Raw genomic sequence first — 17,893 nt, 5'->3', positions numbered from 1 at the left:
ACAGGCGCCGCTGGGCATCTGGTTTCACGCGTTATCGTTCACGACCATCGCGAGCGAGCTCGCTCCTACAGGCAGGTGAAGCAGGTTTCTGTTGGCTTTAAACGTCTTTGGCGCCGCGTGTTTAAACGTCCTCGAGATCACTTCCTGAAAGCTACAAATCCTTGCGCCGCTGCCTACCGTTACGCCAGAATCCGCCGGCTTGTGCGCCTTGGGGCCGCTGGATAACTTGATTCGCGTCACTGCTCATCAGTGATCGGGTTTAGTAGCCCGTGGTATTAGAAGGTCGCACGAGTGCTATCAGACAGGCGTTTCCATGCCTGCATTTGATGGTGGCTGTGCGTAGGGCGCTCTCGGGCGCGCCGGCTTTCTTCTTTTCCCCGGTCTACTAACCTGCGCACAGCCGCCACCCCTCGTTTAGTAGCGAAGGTGTGGCTGCCTCACAACAGGAAAAGAAATCATGTTCAAGGTCACACCCAATCCCCCGGACACCGACCCAACATCCCCCTACGAACCCGATTCAAACAAACTCAACGAAGCCGCCGAACGCGCCCTCGACTTCCACTTCCCCTCAACGGCTGACATCAAGGCCACGCCGCGTACACCCAGCACCCTGTTTACCGTCAACCCGGAAACCACGACCGAAACCCTGATGGTGTACCTGGTCGAAACCCTGGCCTCGGTCGATGTGATGGTGCATCAACTGGTGGATCATCTGGAGGGTGGCGATCGCAATGCGTTGCTGGGCATTTCCAACAGCGTGATGCTGGCGGAGATCACGGCGAATCGGGTGTTAGACCAGATTGATCCGCCGGAGTAGCCACGATCCTTTAAAGTAGTTGACGCTGATTAAAGTCGGACTGTGCCAAACAAGGGAACGGATTTACTTGCACCTTTGCCCCAAAAAAAATCTGTCTCCATATTTCCTTTTTTTTTATCGATTTGTATTAATCTAGCCTGGGTGGTGGCGTTTTGATCTCACGCACACCATGGCGTAATGGATGACTAAAGGAGAAAGCATTGAATTATTCAGCTGGTCAATCGAAAACTGGGTCTGCCCTTGACTACTTGACGGAAAATAAGCTGTATGCCTATGCATATGAGGACTTGGCTCGTTTTTTAGTTGGGCTTGAAACGGTGTTTCAGCAGGAGTTCCCATCTTCAAATTTCCATGAGTCGCGTCCTGCGCCGGCCCAATGGTTATTACAAATTGGCCAAACCTGCAAAAATGTTAGAACGAGGTTGAGTGCGTTGGGTGTTGAGTCGGAGGACCCAGTGTATCGGACACTTGGTTCGATAATTCGGCATGCAGACTCCATATTTTGGAATAGCTATAGGCTCAGTGAAGACCGTATCGAACAGGCTTACTTTGACGATAAAGTCTACGCTCTTCTAAACCATTTGAATCTTCGTAGTGACGGTTCTGTGCGTTCAAATGGTATGTGGGATACACGTTGCCAAAGTGAAATTGACGAGGAAAAGAAAAGAGAGAGGAACGCGCTACTTGACTTTGTTCGAGCTAATCCGGCCCAGGTCGTCGAGCACGTCTATTATTGGGCTCAAAATGGACAGGGACACAACTGTAAAATCACTTGGGAATTTGAGCAACTTGTGGAGGTATTCCAGTTGTTGAAAGACCCAGATGGCTCAAATGTCCCGCAGCGTTTGCTCGGCCCTTGATTATTGATTAGCCGTTGTTACGTCACCAAGCTTGGTGGCGTAACAACGTCTCAATGTCGCTAAGAAAAACGTGGGGGGAATTTTTTTGCCTTTGTCGGAGTTTTTCCTCGGGGTGAGAACCTCTGCCCCACAATAAATCTGACCCATTCTTGACCATCCCTGCTCAACTAAATCCGCGAAGTGTCCCCACCGAAAACCTGGCTTCAACGCTTGATCTTGGAAATCTTGGTGCCTTCGATGCTGATGCCTGCCATCAACCCTTGCTGGTCGAAGATGAACGCGTAGGCGTCATCCTTGAGCGTTGAGCTGGACAGGTTTTTCGCCACCCCTTCATCGACCACCACCACCGTAGGCCCGACTCCGACCTCCCAGCCTTTGGTTTCGGCCAGGTATTTGAGCGCTTTGTCGGTCATCAGAAAAACCACATAACCATAGGATTGGGCGCCTGCCTGCAGCCCCCACGAGCCGCTGACGGAGTTGTAATAGTCCTCGACCTTCGTACCCTTCATCAGCACGCCTTCGCCATAACTGCCGCCGAACACCAGGCCAGCCTTGACGATATTCGGGAAGACGAGCACGGCTTTGGCTTTGTGCGAGATTGTCTCGGAAAAGGGATTGGTCTTGTAGAGCGTTTGCAACGCTTGCCGGGAGTCGGCATTGAGGTCTTCGGCAGTGGCCGCACCGGCATTGTTCACAAGGCTCGCCGAGGCCAGGAAGGCCGTCGCGAGGACGATCGAAAGGAAGAACCGCATCAACTGAGTCATTTGCGTACTCCGGTAAGGGAGCAGTGGACGCGTGCAGTGGTTCCCTGGACAGGAACGGTCCCCACTGAAGGTTATCCGGCGCACCCTGAAGTGTATGAATTGAACGCTTCGTGCTTGAGCTCAACACGACGCCATCCATTGTTGTGACCACAGTGGGTGGGCCGGGGTTCGTTGTCAGCGTCTGCGTTTGGCGGTTCTCTGATGGCGAGTAGAATGCGGCCGCGTCTGAGCACTAAAGAGATTTGCGGTGGTCAATGAATCCGTATTTTTGATCAAGGACAGAGAAAGCATGCACGCCGCAACATAATCAGCACATTACCCCCCACGTTTATCCTCAATCCCATTCGAAGAACCAAAGCATGTACCTACGCAAAATTGCAGTCGGGCTGTCGGCCCTTGTTTTGCTCTCCACCGCGGCTGACGCCCGCAGCTTGCTGGATCTCATCAAGCCACCCACCCAGCATCAGGAACACGTCTCCCGCTCGGGCTCGATCAGCCAGAGCGCGGCGTTGGACCTCTATTCAAACAAACAAAAGCAGGCCTCGTTCGACGGCTGTGCGGATCTGTTCCCGGCCGCCAAGCCGATCAACCTGGCCACTGTGCCTTCAACCATGAACCCCATGGCCCTGTGTTCCGACAACTTCGCCGTGCTGTACTCGCAAACCAGCAAGACGCCGCTGGTGGTGGTCGAGCGTCTTAATGCAGCGCAGCTCCAGGATGCCAAAGGGGAAGAGCGCACCAACCAGTTCTATCCGGACCCACGCATTCCCAAAAGTGGGCGGGCAGAGCTGAGTGACTACAAGAGCCAACATCCGGCTGTGGACCGTGGACATCAATCCCCGGCGGCCGATGCGCCGAACCCCAATGCAATGGCTCAATCCTTTGCGCTGTCGAACATGGTGCCGCAAGATCCCACCAACAACCGGAAGATCTGGAGCAAGGTCGAGTCGGATGTCAGAAAGTTTGCCCAGCGAGCCAACGGCAATGTGTTTGTCTTTACCGGGCCGCTCTTCGACCCGGGCCACGCCACCATTGGCGACAACAAGGTCTGGGTGCCAACCCGCCTGTTCAAGCTGGTTTACGACGCCTCCTCCAAGCGTGCCTGGGCTTATGTGTTACCCAACGCCGAAACCCGTATCGAGCGGCCGATGGACTACGACACGTTCGTGAAAACCACAGGGCTCAAGTTGCTGGGCAATCTACCGGTGACAGGTTCCGCCGGGCGCACTTGATGGCTTTCGCTTAAAGGGAATGCACCCCAAAGGTTGGGGTGCAATCCACGGAATGCGATCTGAACCGCACAACCCGAACAAAACCATTGAAAAAATCCGCTATAACCTTTAAACGGAAGGGATCACTGGCACATTGCTAGCAATTGCTGGCAAATAAAAAAGTAAGTGAATACCGCCAGGTATTGGCTCAGGGAGCGCTGATGAGTGTTCGTCCATTGACCGACTTTCCGCGGCAATCGAACGATTGCGACGTGGTCGCATCTCAACCAAAAGGGAACTTGGATACGGTCGGTATGACCTACGCTGGCAACCAGGACACCATCGAGCAATTGCTGGACTCGGCACGCAACTGGGCCCACACCACGTCGTGGGCGGTTTATCGCGCCGGTGAGCAAATGCATTGGGTCGGGCAGGGCGACCCACAGGCGCAATGGCCGTCCAGCGTTGCGAATGAAGAGTTTGATGCCTTTTGCCTGAGCCGGAACCTGCACCGCTGGCCGACCGGTCGAGGCGAAAGTGTGCTGGGTTGGCTACTGGCGCCCATCCACGAGGCCGAGGAACCGGCGCTCGCCGAGTTTGCCCAGCGCCTGGGCATCGAGGTACAGACCAATACCCTGGCCCGTGCGCAGATTACTCAGCGTGTGCTGTATGAAATTACCTACCTGGCCAGTTCGACCCGCGACCGGTCAGTGTTTCTGGTGGGGGTTCACCGGCTGCTGGCCAGCCTGATCGACGCCGAAAACTTCTACCTCGCGTTGTATGACCCGCGCAGCGGCAAGATTGACTACCCGTACTACGTCGACATCATCGACGTTGATGCTGTGGAGTCCTCCCACTACGAATTCCTCGACCCGTCGCACCTGTCATTGACCGGCCAGGTGTTGACCAGTGGCCAGCCATTGCTGATCGACGCCGCCGGCATTCTCGCGGCTCAGGCCCAGGGCCGTTTCTACTGCATCGGTGATCGTCCCGAGTTCTGGATGGGCGCACCGTTGAAAAATGCCTCGGATGAGGTGTTTGGCATGCTGGCGATGCAGGTCTACGACGTGTCCCGCACCTACAGCGCCGAAGATCGCGCACTGTTTCTGGTGGTGGCTCGCCACGTGGCCATGGCCCTGGATCGGCTCCTGCACCGGGCGGACCTGGAAGAAACGGTGATACGGCGCACCCTGGAGCTTTCAGCGCTCAACGACGCCTTGCGGCAGGAAGTGGCCGACCGGGAGCGCGCCGAGCATTTGCAGAGCGCGCTGTTCCAGATTGCCGAGCTGTCGAGCCAACCCGGCGACATGGCCGAGTTGTTCCAGACCTTGCATGGCATCGTCGGTGATTTGCTGTTCGCGCAGAACTTCTACATCGCGCTGTTCGACGACACGACCGGTGAAGTGACCTTTCCGTATTACATCGATGAGCGGCAGACCATATGCCCGGCGCCACGGCGGGGACGCCGGGGCTTGACCGAGTACGTCATCCGTCAGCGTCGACCCTGCCTGATCGACGTCGGCGAGGCTGAACGGCTGTCCGTGCAAGGTGAGATCGAAATTGCCGAGGAGTATTTCCGGTCCTACTCCTGGCTGGGCATTCCATTGTTCGATGGCGATGTCGTGCGTGGCGTGCTGGCGGTGCAAAGCTATACCTCGCGGGTTCGCTATACCCTGCGCGACCAGGAACTGCTGACGTTCGTGTCGCGGCACATCGACACCGCGTTGTCGCGCCGCACCGCCGCCGAAGCGATTCATGCCGCCAACCTCAAGCTCGAAGCCCGGGTCCAGAGCCGCACCCGCGAGCTCGATCACGCCAACGCCAAGTTGCAACACGAAAACGCCCACGATGCGCTGACCGGTCTGCCGAATCGCACCTACCTGCAACAACGCCTCAGCCAGGCCTGGCTGCGGTTCGGCAGAGAAGGCGGGCACCTGGCGGTGATGTTCATCGACCTCGACCGGTTCAAGATGGTCAACGACAGCCTCGGCCACCACTTTGGCGACCTGCTGTTGATGCAAGCCGCCCAGCGTTTGCGCGGTTGCCTGCGTGAAACCGACATGCTGGCGCGCCTGGGAGGCGATGAGTTTTCGGTGCTCGCGCCCGAGGCGCCGCTGGAAGTGCTGATCGAAATCGCCGAGCGGATTCTGGTGGCGTTCGACCTGCCGTTTTTCATCAACGGCCATGAAGTGTTTTCGTCGTGCAGCATCGGTATCGTCAGCGCCGACACCCAGTTCCATCACGAGCCGGCCGACTTGCTGCGCGACGCCGATGCCGCGATGTACCGGGTCAAAAGTGCCGGGCGCGACAGCTACGCGGTGTTCAACCAGGAAGTGCGCCGCGAAGTCTCGGACCAGGTTGAACGTGAAGGCGCCTTGCGCAACGCGCTCAAGCGTACCGACGAACTGCTGCCGTACTTCCAGCCGATTGTCAGCGTCGACAGCGGCGAACTGGTGGCCCTGGAAGCGCTGATTCGCTGGCACCAGCCGGGCGGCCGGGTCATCGCCCCGGGCGAGTTTTTGCCGGATGTCGAGGGTTTGCGTCTGATCGGTCGACTGGACCTGTACATGCTCAACAGCATTGCAGCGATCCTCGCGCAACCAGAGCACGCCAATTGGCCGCCGGTGCACGTCAATTGCTCCAGCTACAGCATGACGCGCCCGGACTTCGCCAGCGAAGTGCTTGCCCTGTTGGCGCGACACCGGGTCTCGCCGTCACGGATCTGCCTGGAACTGACCGAAGGCGCGCTGGTCGCCGAACCGGCCATTGCCCGACAGACCATGCAGCAATTGGCGGACAACGGCATGTCAGTCGTACTCGACGACTTCGGCGCAGGGTTCTCCTCCCTGAGCTACGTGCACCAATACCGCTTCAGCGGCTTGAAAATCGACAAATCCTTCATCCTCGAACTCACCACCAGCCCCCGCAGCCGCGCAATCGTCCGGGCCATTGTGCGGATGGCCGAATCCCTGGACCTGAGCGTGGTCGCCGAAGGGGTTGAGGATGAAGCGACGCTGGATTTGCTGAGGGAAATGGGGGCAGGGCAGGCTCAGGGGTATTACTTTGCCAAGCCGATGGGGTTGGAGGCGTTGTTGGGGAGTTTGTTGGTGGGGCGTTAGGGGCCGGATACAAATTAAAAGGTCTGGCCTTGCAATTTGTATTTTCTATAAAGATCACCAATGAAGCATATTTCCTTCGTACTTCTCGATGTACTCCATGGCAATAGCAACTGTAACAACCGGCTAATCACAAACGTCGGTTGTCAATCCAGCGACGGGCACTCTCGCTGAGTAAGTTAATAGACCTTGAACTGACGGCGGTTGCCGGCTCTGGATTAAACCGGTGGCTGCCCAAGACGGGGCGTGCGGCATACGCTTAGACATAGACTCGAGTGCAACTTGACAACCCTTCACCCTCAGCCATGCTAATAGCTCAGTACCCTTGCAGAGAGAGGCCGCCATGCAGCCGCGAAATGCGCTGATCAGGCAGTCTATCCATCTGATCCAAGTATCCCTCGAAGCCGGGGCTAGACAGTCGATCTCAAATTGATTTGCCGGCCTTTACCAGCGCCCTGAGACAGTCACCGCTCGCTTCTGTGATCTAGAGGCAACCGAAATGGTATCGATAACGAGCCTCGCTACTTGGGTCAAAGTTGCTCTGATTTTGGGTGTGCTCTTTATTGCTCTTCTGGTGACACTGCATTTACTAGCCAGTTCGCAGAAGACAAAGGTAGACCTGGAGCATAGTGAAGGGCACAAGAGATTGGTCGTTCTCGTTCATGGCCTGACAGGGCTGGAGGACTTCAAGCCCGCCGTTCATCTGGCGCGTGAGGCGCTACCGAAATCCGATCTTTTGATTTTCGACTTCGACAGCGGAGTTTTTTCCAACACCAGTCCCTATGCGATTGCGAACAGCATCGAAAAGGAAATCAACAAGGCGCACATCAGGTACGACTATGAGGAAATCATTTTGGTCGGCCATAGCATGGGCGGTATGTTGTTGCGCAAAGCAATCGTCTGGGGTAACGGCTTGGAGGATGATCGCCACGATTTCGGCTTGCGCGGGGAACGGGCATGGGTACAGAAAGTATCCCGCTTCGTTTCCTTAGCCACAATCAACAGGGGCTGGTCGATCGATCCACGCCCAAAGAACATGAGTACTGCAACCTATCTGTCCATCTGGCTGGGTGAGCGGCTTGCCAGGTTAAGTCAGAGTGCTCAGTTGTTACTGGCCCTCCAACGTGGTGCCCCCTTTGTTGCGGATGCGCGAGTTCAGTGGATCGAACTCTGCCGGGGCGAATTCCCGACACCGAAGCATGTGCCTCAGACGATACATCTCCTGGGCGATAAAGATGACATTGTCAGCAAAGAAGACAGCATGGACCTGAAAGCTGCCAAAGACACTCTATTCGTGACACTGGAAAACACTGGTCACCGCGACATCGGTACTGCGCTCAATGGTGGAACTACGCCAGCCGACCAAGAGCGGCGCGAGGCGGTCAAGCATGCACTACAAGGAAAAATTGAACTACTCGATACTGATAAATTGGTTGGGCAGGATGAGGATCACAGCATCGAGCGCATAGTTTACGTCATGCACGGGATCAGGGATTACGGAGAGTGGACCGACCAACTTCGGACCGTCATTGAGCAAAAGGCTGCAGCAACTCAAGTAGGATTGGCCGTGGTGAACCAAAAATATGGGCACTTTCCGATGTTGCCGTTCCTGCTCTTTTGGGACAGACAAAAGAATGTTCGTCTATTCATGGACGAATACACAGAGAACCGTGCCAAGTATCCGCAAGCTGTAAAATTTGACTATGTGGGCCACTCAAACGGTACTTACATATTGGCCAGCGCCTTGTATAAGTATAAAACGCTCAAAGTCGAACGCGTGTACCTTGCCGGCAGCGTTGTTCCCAAACACTTCAAATGGCAGGAACTGGCCGATAGTGGGAGGGTTAAATACGTAGCTAACGTGGTTGCGGCTGGGGATTGGGTCGTAGCCATCTTTCCGCGCTTTTTTGAACAGATTGCCGACTGGATCGAGGTGCAGCCAAGCGATGGCCCATTGGATATAGGCTCCGGAGGCTTCCGAGGCTTCCAGGATGCCTCAGATGCCAAGAAAAGAATCGAGAACTTCCAATTCGCTTCCGGCGCCCATAGTGCTGGTGTGGATGCATCAGATGAAGGAAAGCTCGAAGCAATCGCAAGATTTGTCGTATCGGGTGATACAAGCGGCTTCACTCTGTTCCGAAATCAATCCGGGCCCGAAGGATGGCTAGCCTTTTTATCAAATGTTTCATGGTTAGTATGGCTAGCATTGGGCGCACTCCTTTTCGGCATTGGATTACTCGCGTTTTCGGCGAGTCCGTGGGTAGGGGGAGGATATGTGCTGATCTTGCTCGGGTTGTTGAATTCCGTTTGAAGGTCGACTTTTAGTGCGGTTAACTGTCATCGCTTAAGTTGCGGGCGCAAGCCAGTGAGTGGTCGCAAAGTCTAAGCCCTGTTAATGTAAAAACATTATGTATCTGGTTTGGTCTGGATGAAGCCTATTGGTGGCTTAGAGCCGTACGAATGGCGGGTGAGTGGATGCATCATGTTGTTTCATACCTGTCCGCTTTCGTAATGCCTGTTGCTACGGGTGCGGCTACACTTGCTGCTTTCTGGTTTGGAATAAAAAGTGGAATGGACACAACTGCTCACCTGGGTGGATTAGCTTCAGCCGCTGCAGTTGGGCAAGTTTTCTTTTATGTGGGGTGTGCCGTCGCTGTAGTGCCGATTCTAATTTGGGTTGTGGCCCTTATTGTTTCAATCGCGGTATCGCGAATGGGTGTTGGCTCCATTAGTGCAATGGATCATCTCTGGCTTGACGTGCACACCCAAAGAGTGCCTCAGATACAGATTGTAAATGTTGATCATGAGGAACTCCCCCCTTCATAGTGGAAGTTTTTTTAGAAAATTCATGGCTGCGCTGCCGTTTGTGTCAGGGCCAATTATTCACAGTAGGGTCTATCTTGATCCGAAAACACCGACAATAATCAAGAGTTGGTATTTGAAGAACTTGTGATGGTGCAAGTAAAAACCAAGTGTATTTATAGGTTGAATGGTGGTTATTTTTCAAGTGGCGAGGTCTAACAGTAAGGCGTGTCGGTAGTAAATTCGTTTCATGATTGTCTTTCAGTCGGCGACTTCTGGCCAAAAAAAGACGTAGGGTGAGCGTCCGCTAATAGTTGTCACGAAACGCCCCAGTCGACCAAGACTACGTGAAAACACACTGACTACATCAGAAGCAGAGTCCGCTAAACCGCAACATCTGCTTTATTTCAGCTCCGTTTTTATTTCCGTCCCAGGCACAAAAAACTTGCTGGGATCATCAACCTTCTTCAGATCAATCAAAGCTCTGCAAACGCAATGTGAGAATTGTTCCTGCAGCTTGTCGGAGTCTTTCCATGCCATTTGCGAGGGTTTCAGTGCTTGGCCCTCGGGCGATTTGTAGCAGGTACAGTTATCCAGTCGGGTGATGCCGTATTCATCGGTGCTCTGACAGGCCGTGGTCAGTAACGCGATCGCGATGAGCAGGACGAAGTGTTTCATTGGCTCCCCTCCGAGGTTGTTGTGAAGCTCGATACGCCCGACATTGAAGGAAGCTTAGCTCTCATTTTCCATCGCTCCATCCGCTGGGTGCTTTTGGTTGGAGGTTGATTGATTAAAGGTGGGGGTAGGGCGAGTGGGGTGTTGGAGCAGATTGGCCCGCGGGAGTTACACAACTCGTTCTGACACTCAATTTGTGGCGAGGGGATTTATCCCCGCTGGGTTGCGAAGCAGCCCCCAAAAAGAGGGACTGCTGCGCAGTCCAACGGGGATAAATCCCCTCGCCACAGGTGTTAGGTTGATGCTGGATCGCAGGGGAGCAGGGCGCTTCCCATTGTCCGGTCTCAACCCAGCCCCGGCGCAACCCCTCAGACCGTCACCACAACCTTCCCAACCTGCTGGTTAGCTTCCAGAAACCGGTGCGCCTCTTGAATATCGTCCAGCGTAAACGTCCTGGCGATGATCGGCGAAAGCGAGCCCGACGCCAGTCCGTCGAGGATGAACGTTTTGGCCCGGGCCAACGTGGCCGGGTCGGAGACGATCTCCGAGTAGAGGTAGCCCTTGAGGGTCAGGCTTTTACCCAGCACGGTGAACAACGGGAACGGCGTGGGCTCGGGGCTCAATGCGCCGTACTCAAGCAGGATGCCGCCCTTGGCCATGCTCTGGGTGAGCGCTTCGAAGGACGGACCGCCCACCGGATCGAACACGACGCGAGCACCTTTGCCATCGGTCAACGCCATGACTGCTTCGACGATATCTTCTTCATCGCTGACGATGACATGGGCCGCTCCGGCTTCCAGCAGTGCCTGTTTTTTTGCGCGGGTGCGGGTCACGGCAATCGCGGTGGCGCCGACCTTTTTGGCGATCTGGAAGGCGGCCAACCCGACGCTGCTGGACGCGGCGGTGACCAGCACGAAATCATCTTTCTGAAGCCTGGCCTGTTCGACCAGTGCGCCCCATGCGGTGACGTATTGCATCCAGGACGCCGCCGCTTGCTCGAAGGAAAGGTTTTGCGGGTGCTTGACCGTGAGGTGGGCGGGCACGTTCGCCAGTTCGCCATAAGTGCCCCAGCGCGCAATGTCCAGCGGTGGAATTACGCTGACTGCATCGCCGACGCTGAAATCGGTGACGCCGGCGCCGACGGCCGACACGACACCCGCCGCTTCATAACCCAGGCGGCTGGGAAATTGCGCTTCCTGCAGGTAGGCGTGATTGCGGAACATGACTTCTGCCCGATTCAAGCCAAAGGCTTTGACTTCAATTTGCACTTCGCCCGGCGCAGGCGCAGGCACATCCACCGCCTCCAGTTTCAAAACGCTTGCGTCACCGTATTCATGAATTCTGACAATGCGTGCCATGTTTACCTCTTCTGTCATTGATGAGGCCGGTATCTGCCGGCCTGAAACCCCGTGAAAGCCTAGACCCGTTCGCGCCGGATGTGTCCGGGCGCCTCGGTGTCGTGGCCGTCAATTTAGGCTTTGGCCTGACCCGGATAAAGGCCTACGATGGCGCAACACTAGAAACACAGGGTTTCCAATGGATCGCCTCACCTTGATGGCCACCTTCGTCAAAGCGGTGGAGCTGGGCTCCTTCAGTGCGGTGGCGGACGAGCTCAACCTGTCCCCGCAATTGGTGGGCAAGCAGGTCAAAATGCTTGAGCAGCATTTGGGCGTCTCCCTGCTCAATCGAACGACCCGCAAACAGAGCCTCACCGATTTTGGCCGCACGTTCTATCAGCGGGCGAAGATGATTCTGGCCGATGTGGACGCCGCCGAGGAAATGGCCGCCGTGACCCGGGGCGTGCCCAGCGGCCGCCTCAGGATCAATGCGCCGGTCACGTTCGGCGTGAGCACCTTGTCGCCTCGCTTGCTGGAATACATGGTCAGGTATCCGCAGGTGTCCGTGGATTTGACGTTATCCAACGAACTCGTTGACCTGGTCGAGGGTGGCTATGACGTGGTGTTTCGAATCGGCGAGCTGGCGGACAGCGGTTTGAAAGCATTGCCGCTGGCGCCTTACCAGATGGTGCTGTGTGCCGCACCTGCCTATCTGGCGCGCCGACCACCCATCACCACACCCTGGGATCTTCAGGAGCATGAATGCCTGGCGTTTGCCTATTCGGACGGGCGCTCGCACATCAGCCTCGAAGGGCCGGAGGGGTGTATCGATGTGCCGATCAAAAGCAGATTGACGATTAATCAGGGCGATCCGTTGCTGGCCGCCGCGGTGGCGGGGCTGGGTGTGGTGCTGCTGCCGTTGGAGCTGGTCAAGGACGCGCTGAGAAGTGGAACCCTGGTGAATCTTCTGCCCCATTACACCGTGCCGGTTTCCCCGATGAACCTGTTGTATGCCCCTGACCGTCGGTTGACACCCAAGCTTCGCAGTTTCATGGACTTTGCCAAGGCGGCGTTTGGCAAGGCCGGTTAAAGACCCAGCTTGCGCTTGAGCTCATCCTCGCTCCAGACGCCGCTCAGCGGTCCGCCCGGCAAGCCTTCGTTGGCTCGCGCCAGCGGGGCAAACACCGGCACAAACCCGGCGTCGCGCACCAGGCGGGCGCCGAGGTCGCGGGCCTGGGCGTCGTCGGCGAACACGGGAATCGCCTTGCCTTGGCCAGACAGGTCTTTCATTGAAGCGAAGCCGATGGCGTTGAATGCGCGTGCCAGGTGGATGCCGGGAAAATACTGCTGGTCCGCCGAGGCGACGCCCGTCTCCAGCGCCTTGCGCCCGACGTCGCCGTCTCGACCGCTGAAGGGGTTGCTGGTACTGAACACCACCTTGCCGTCGAGCTTGCCCTTGAGCTGTTCGGACAACACCGGCATGGCGCCGTAGGGAACGCTCAACACGATCACATCACCCCATGTCGCGGCATCGCTGACCGTGCCTGCCTTGGCATTGGGGCCGGCGGTTTTCACCAGTTCCGTCAGCTCTTCGGGGTGGCGTGAGGAAAACATCACCGAGTGCCCGGCCTTGACCCACAGCGTACCCAGCGTGCCGCCGACCTTGCCGGCGCCGATCACGCCGATCTTGAGGCCGTCCGCCATGGCCTGGCCGGTGCACAGCGCCAGGCTGGCGAACATCAAAAAGAGGATTCTGGACATGCGCTGCGCTCCTGTGTTGGAAAGGGTCTTGTAAACACCCTAGTAGCCTCTGCGCATAATCGAAAGTTGAAACCACGGTCCGCAGGCGACGCTGGGTACCTTCAACTTTTTACGCTTTTTTTACGATGGCTGTTTTCGTTCGCAACGATACTGGCCGCGATTTTTATCGACCATGCGCCCGTCCCTTCAACGGCCTTGGCCAATCGTATTGCCCAAGGATGGCATGCCGTTCCTTCCCGTCGTTTGAGAGAAGCGCCCCTTGAGTAAGTCAGTGACCATTGCGAAAGAAGGCTCCGAAACCAGAACATCCGGAGTGGCCTTGCTGGTTGCCGCTGTCGGAGTGGTTTACGGGGACATTGGCACCAGTCCCCTCTATACGCTCAAAGAAGTGTTTTCCGGCCACTACGGCGTTCAACTCAATCACGACGGCGTGCTGGGCATTCTGTCGTTGATCTTCTGGTCACTGATCTGGGTGGTCTCCATCAAGTATGTGCTGTTCGTCCTGCGCGCCAACAACCAGGGTGAAGGCGGCATCATGGCGTTGACGGCGTTGGCCCGACGTGCGGCGGCACCTTACCCTTTCATGAGCAAAGCACTGGTTCTGCTGGGGCTGTTCGGGGCGGCACTGTTTTACGGGGACAGCATGATCACCCCGGCCATTTCAGTGCTGTCAGCGGTTGAAGGGCTTGAGCTGGCGTTTGATGGAATTGAGCACTGGGTAGTGCCGCTGTCAGTGGTGGTGCTGGTCGCGTTGTTCCTGATTCAGAAACACGGTACAGCCCGGATCGGCATTCTGTTTGGCCCGGTCATGGTGCTGTGGTTCGTGGTGTTGGGGGCGCTTGGGGTCTACGGCATTTTGCAACGTCCCGAAGTGCTGCAAGCGCTCAATCCCGTTTGGGCGGTGCAATTCTTCGTGGTCCATCCGGGTATCGGCGTGGCGATACTGGGGGCCGTGGTCTTGTCGTTGACCGGTGCTGAAGCGTTGTATGCCGACATGGGTCACTTTGGTCGCAAACCGATTTCACGTGCCTGGTTCATGCTCGTTTTACCCGGTCTGGTGCTCAATTACTTTGGCCAGGGCGCCTTGATCCTCGGAAACCCGGAAGCGGTGCGCAATCCGTTCTATTTGCTGGCACCTGACTGGGCGCTGTTACCGATGGTTGCGCTGTCCACACTGGCGACGATCATCGCCTCTCAAGCCGTGATCTCCGGCGCGTTCTCCCTGACTCGCCAGGCCATTCAGCTGGGTTACGTGCCGCGCATGTTTATCCAGCACACCTCCAGCGAGGAGCAGGGGCAGATATACATCGGCACAGTCAACTGGGCGTTGATGGTCGGTGTCGTGCTTCTGGTGATGGGTTTCGAGTCCTCCAGCGCCTTGGCGGCCGCTTATGGGGTGGCGGTGACGGGAACCATGCTGATCACCACCATTTTGTCCTCGGCGGTCGTCCTGCTGCTATGGAAAACGCCGCGCTGGTTGGCCATCCCGATGTTGCTTGGCTTTCTGCTGGTGGACAGCCTGTATTTCGCGGCCAACGCACCGAAGATTCTACAGGGCGGTGCGTTTCCGGTGATTGCGGGTATTGCCCTGTTCGTTTTGATGACGACCTGGAAGCGGGGGCGCAAGATTATTGTTGAGCGGCTGGATGAAACCGCGCTTCCGCTACCGCTTTTCATCAGCAGCCTTCGTACGCAACCTCCCCATCGTGTACAAGGTACGGCGGTGTTCCTTACGGCCCGGGCCGACGCTGTTCCTCATGCGCTGTTGCACAACCTGCTGCATAACCAGGTCTTGCATGAGCAAGTGGTGTTGTTGACCGTGGTCTCGGAAGACAGCCCGCGCGTACCGGTTGACCGTCGGTTCGAAGTTGAATCCTTTGGCGAAGGTTTCTTTCGGGTCAGTCTGCACTTTGGTTTTACCGAAGAGCCCGATGTTCCCCTCGCTTTGCGCGCTTGCCATTTGCCAGAACTTGATTTCAGCCCTATGCGCACGACTTATTTCCTGAGTCGGGAGACGGTTATCCCGACCAAGCGCATCGGCATGGCCAAGTGGCGCGAGTACTTGTTTGCGTTCTTGCTCAAGAACGCCAACAGCAACCTGAAGTACTTCAAGTTGCCATTGAACAGGGTCATCGAGTTGGGCACACAGGTCGAAATGTAGAGACAGCTGTCGCCTGGCACTCGGCTTCGCTCATTGATTTCAAACCGCAACAGGCACTCAGAGCAAACTCCACGACACCCCGACATACACCCCCAGACCCTCGCCCGGTGTGGAGCGTGCCGCGTCCAGCCCGTTGTCGTCGTAGCCCGGGGTGACGGTGGCGGCGTAGTGCTTGTCCGTCAGGTTGCGCATGTCCAGCCAGGTCTGCCAGTCGCCCTTGGGCGCGTTGTAACCCAGGGTCGCGCCGAACAGCGCGTAGGGATCGGCGTAGTAGCTGTTGGCGTAGTCCACCGCCACCTTAGACACCAACTGCGTGTTGAGCGCGGCGAAAAAGCCCTGGGGCCAGTCGTAGCGCAGCTCGCCCTGGTAGTAGTGCATCGGCAAGCCCGGCAGGCGGTTGTCGCCGAAACGCTCGTCGTCGCGGTAGTGGAAGTCACTGAAGGTGTAGCTCTGGCGCAGGCTCAACTGGCCGCCATCGTCCCGCGACCACAGGTTGCTCTGCAGGCTGGCTTCCACACCCTGGTGCACAGTGGGGCTGGCGTTGAGTTCGTAGGGCGTGGTGGCGTTGGCGTCGGGCAACACCGAGAGCAATTCGTGGCGCACCTGGGCGTAGTACCAGGAAAGGCTCCACTGGCCCGCCACGCTGTCGCCGCGCCCACCCAGTTCCAGTGTGGTCGCGGTCTGGTTTTGCAGTTCGATCGGATCGCGCTGAGTGCCGGTGGCCGGGCCGCTGCCCGCCGGGAAGCGCTGATTGGCGCTGTAGATCAGCGACCACGGATGCGGCGCCTCGACGGAGCGACTGAGATTGCCGAACAGTTGCAGATCGGGTGTCACTTGATAGCGCAGCCCCAGGCGTGGCGCGTAATCCCAGTCGCTGAGGCTGGTCTTGCCACCCCCATCCGGGTAAGTCACCGCGCTCTCACGGCGGGTGTAAATGGCGGCCAGGCCCGTGGTCAGCCACAGGTCCTCGGCGATCTCCAGGTCGTTGCCCAGGTGCAGGACGGTGTCGGAGCCCTGATAGGTGAAGTTGCGCATGTGCGTGCCCGGTGCATAGCCGGCGGTGTTGCCGGTGGGGATGCGCACCCGTTCGCTGGCGCCATCGTTGGGCAGGTGCTTGGTCACTCGCAGACCCACAGTGCTGTGGCTTTCCAGACCCCAGAGCGTGTCGCGCCGCTTGTAGTCGAAGGTGCCGCTGACATCGGTGTACGCCACCTTCAAGCGGTTGGGACCCTCGCGCAAATCCATCGGATAGTCGTGGTAGGCAAGACCGGTCTGGATGCTTGAATCGTCATCGAGATAGAACGTGGTCTTGTTGCCGATAAAGGTGCTGCCCGGCTGCTTGCGGCTATCGTCCCGCGACACGTAAGCCGGGTTGGCCGCTCGCGGGTCGTGCTCGATGGAATGCTGGGTGACGCGTCCGGCGAGGTCGTTGTCGGTCTCGCGGTAGCGCAGGTAAAAGCGCGTTTCCAGGTTCGGGTTGAAGCGATAACCGAAATTGGCGATGACGCCCTGGCTCTCGCTCGCCGTGTGGTCCTGGTAGCCGTCGGACTGCGCGTCGGTCACCGCGACGTAGTAATCCAAGTCGCCCAGTACCTGCCCGGAACTGACCTGGCGTTGCTGATAGCCATGGCTGCCCGTCGCGTAGCGCACTTGCAATTTGGGGGCGTTGTAGCCGGTGTGGCTGACGTAATCGATGGCCCCGCCCAAGGCCAGGGCGCCCCTGTCGAAACCGTTGGCGCCGCGCAGCACTTCCACATGATCGAGCCACAGCGGTTCGAGCAATTCATAGGGCGTGCCGCCAGGACCGGTCAGCGGCAGGCCGTCGAGCATCGTGTACAGCCCCGAGGCATGGGCGCCCGGCGCGCGGTTGATCCCCGAGCCGCGAATCGAGATCTTCACCCCTTCGTTGCCCGCCGACTGGGCGTAGATCCCGGGTTGATAAGCCAGCACATCCTGATTGCTGGCCACGCGACCCTGCAGGGGGCGGCGCATATCCACCACGTTAGTGCCACCGGGCACTCGATCCAGCCGTGCCTTGGCGTCCTCGATCGTCGCGTCTTCGCCGCTTGGGTCCTCGGCCCCGATCACGACTTGCCCCAATTCCAGGCCCTCGGCCTCGGCGATCACCGGGCAGACAAGGGCCAGGCCCAGCAACGCGGCGGGCAGGGATTTGGGCGAGGGCATTGAGAGAACTCCATACGGACAAGAACGGGCAGTGAAGAACTGCGACGTATGGAAGAACGTATGGAGCACATGGCGATTTTGTTTTTTTTCAAACACCTACGCGGTTCATTGTGGGAGCGAGCCTGCTCGCGAAGGCGGTGCGTCAGTCAACATCAATATTGAATGAGGGACCGTATTCGCGAGCAGGCTCGCTCCCACAGAAAAG

The 17,893-nt window shown here is 57.5% G+C and carries 13 protein-coding genes; 8 read left to right on the top strand and 5 right to left on the bottom strand.

Features of this window, described 5'->3' with window-relative positions:
* From HNQ83_RS31020 to HNQ83_RS21805, 3 genes are all read left to right on the top strand, one after another.
* The coding region (locus tag HNQ83_RS31020) for a hypothetical protein (protein WP_218585547.1) at positions 1-225 on the top strand (225 nt) is incomplete at its 5' end.
* A 232-nt stretch (positions 226-457) separates the two neighbouring features.
* On the top strand, positions 458-817 hold the full coding sequence (locus tag HNQ83_RS21810) for a DUF6124 family protein (RefSeq protein ID WP_175390847.1): 360 nt from the start codon (positions 458-460) through the stop codon (positions 815-817).
* A 200-nt stretch (positions 818-1,017) separates the two neighbouring features.
* Complete coding sequence (locus HNQ83_RS21805) at positions 1,018-1,677, top strand: hypothetical protein (RefSeq protein WP_175390846.1); 660 nt, start codon at positions 1,018-1,020, stop codon at positions 1,675-1,677.
* A 203-nt stretch (positions 1,678-1,880) separates the two neighbouring features.
* Here HNQ83_RS21805 and HNQ83_RS21800 read toward each other — a convergent pair whose 3' ends face one another.
* On the bottom strand, positions 1,881-2,441 hold the full coding sequence (locus HNQ83_RS21800; RefSeq protein WP_175390845.1) for a YSC84-related protein: 561 nt from the start codon (positions 2,439-2,441) through the stop codon (positions 1,881-1,883).
* A 359-nt stretch (positions 2,442-2,800) separates the two neighbouring features.
* On the opposite strand from HNQ83_RS21800, the gene HNQ83_RS21795 reads away from it, so the two are divergent.
* The 3 genes from HNQ83_RS21795 to HNQ83_RS21785 all read left to right on the top strand — a co-directional run bounded on the left by HNQ83_RS21795 (position 2,801) and on the right by HNQ83_RS21785 (position 9,079).
* Positions 2,801-3,673: a DNA/RNA non-specific endonuclease gene (locus HNQ83_RS21795; protein WP_175390844.1), complete on the top strand. Its 873-nt coding sequence runs from the start codon at positions 2,801-2,803 to the stop codon at positions 3,671-3,673.
* A gap of 200 nt (positions 3,674-3,873) precedes the next feature.
* Positions 3,874-6,771 (top strand): EAL domain-containing protein, encoded by a 2,898-nt coding sequence (locus HNQ83_RS21790; RefSeq protein WP_175390843.1) that lies wholly within the window; start codon positions 3,874-3,876, stop codon positions 6,769-6,771.
* 496 nt (positions 6,772-7,267) lie between these two features.
* Positions 7,268-9,079: a triacylglycerol lipase gene (locus tag HNQ83_RS21785; protein WP_175390842.1), complete on the top strand. Its 1,812-nt coding sequence runs from the start codon at positions 7,268-7,270 to the stop codon at positions 9,077-9,079.
* A gap of 893 nt (positions 9,080-9,972) precedes the next feature.
* Here HNQ83_RS21785 and HNQ83_RS21780 read toward each other — a convergent pair.
* On the bottom strand, positions 9,973-10,248 hold the full coding sequence (locus HNQ83_RS21780; RefSeq protein ID WP_175390841.1) for a hypothetical protein: 276 nt from the start codon (positions 10,246-10,248) through the stop codon (positions 9,973-9,975).
* A 365-nt stretch (positions 10,249-10,613) separates the two neighbouring features.
* Positions 10,614-11,603: a zinc-dependent alcohol dehydrogenase family protein gene (locus tag HNQ83_RS21775; RefSeq protein WP_175390840.1), complete on the bottom strand. Its 990-nt coding sequence runs from the start codon at positions 11,601-11,603 to the stop codon at positions 10,614-10,616.
* Between the two features lie 178 nt (positions 11,604-11,781).
* On the opposite strand from HNQ83_RS21775, the gene HNQ83_RS21770 reads away from it, so the two are divergent.
* The gene (locus HNQ83_RS21770) at positions 11,782-12,672 is read left to right on the top strand and encodes a LysR family transcriptional regulator (RefSeq protein WP_175390839.1); all 891 of its coding nucleotides are present in this window, start codon (positions 11,782-11,784) and stop codon (positions 12,670-12,672) included.
* On the opposite strand, the gene HNQ83_RS21765 is transcribed toward HNQ83_RS21770, so the two are convergent.
* Positions 12,669-13,343, bottom strand: a complete 675-nt coding sequence (locus HNQ83_RS21765) for an NADPH-dependent F420 reductase (protein WP_175390838.1) — start codon at positions 13,341-13,343, stop codon at positions 12,669-12,671. The two genes, HNQ83_RS21770 and HNQ83_RS21765, sit on opposite strands and share 4 nt — an antisense overlap.
* Positions 13,344-13,602: 259 nt before the next feature.
* Here HNQ83_RS21765 and HNQ83_RS21760 point away from each other — a divergent pair, with 259 nt between their 5' ends.
* Complete coding sequence (locus HNQ83_RS21760) at positions 13,603-15,504, top strand: potassium transporter Kup (protein WP_175390837.1); 1,902 nt, start codon at positions 13,603-13,605, stop codon at positions 15,502-15,504.
* A gap of 57 nt (positions 15,505-15,561) precedes the next feature.
* Here the strand turns inward: HNQ83_RS21760 and HNQ83_RS21755 are convergent, their stop codons facing one another.
* Positions 15,562-17,688 (bottom strand): TonB-dependent receptor domain-containing protein, encoded by a 2,127-nt coding sequence (locus HNQ83_RS21755; protein WP_175390836.1) that lies wholly within the window; start codon positions 17,686-17,688, stop codon positions 15,562-15,564.
* Between the last annotated feature and the right edge of the window lie 205 nt (positions 17,689-17,893).

This window comes from Pseudomonas sp. C2B4 (genome assembly GCF_013359695.1).
Taxonomy (GTDB): domain Bacteria; phylum Pseudomonadota; class Gammaproteobacteria; order Pseudomonadales; family Pseudomonadaceae; genus Aquipseudomonas.
This window is presented reverse-complemented; position numbering and strand designations above follow the sequence as displayed.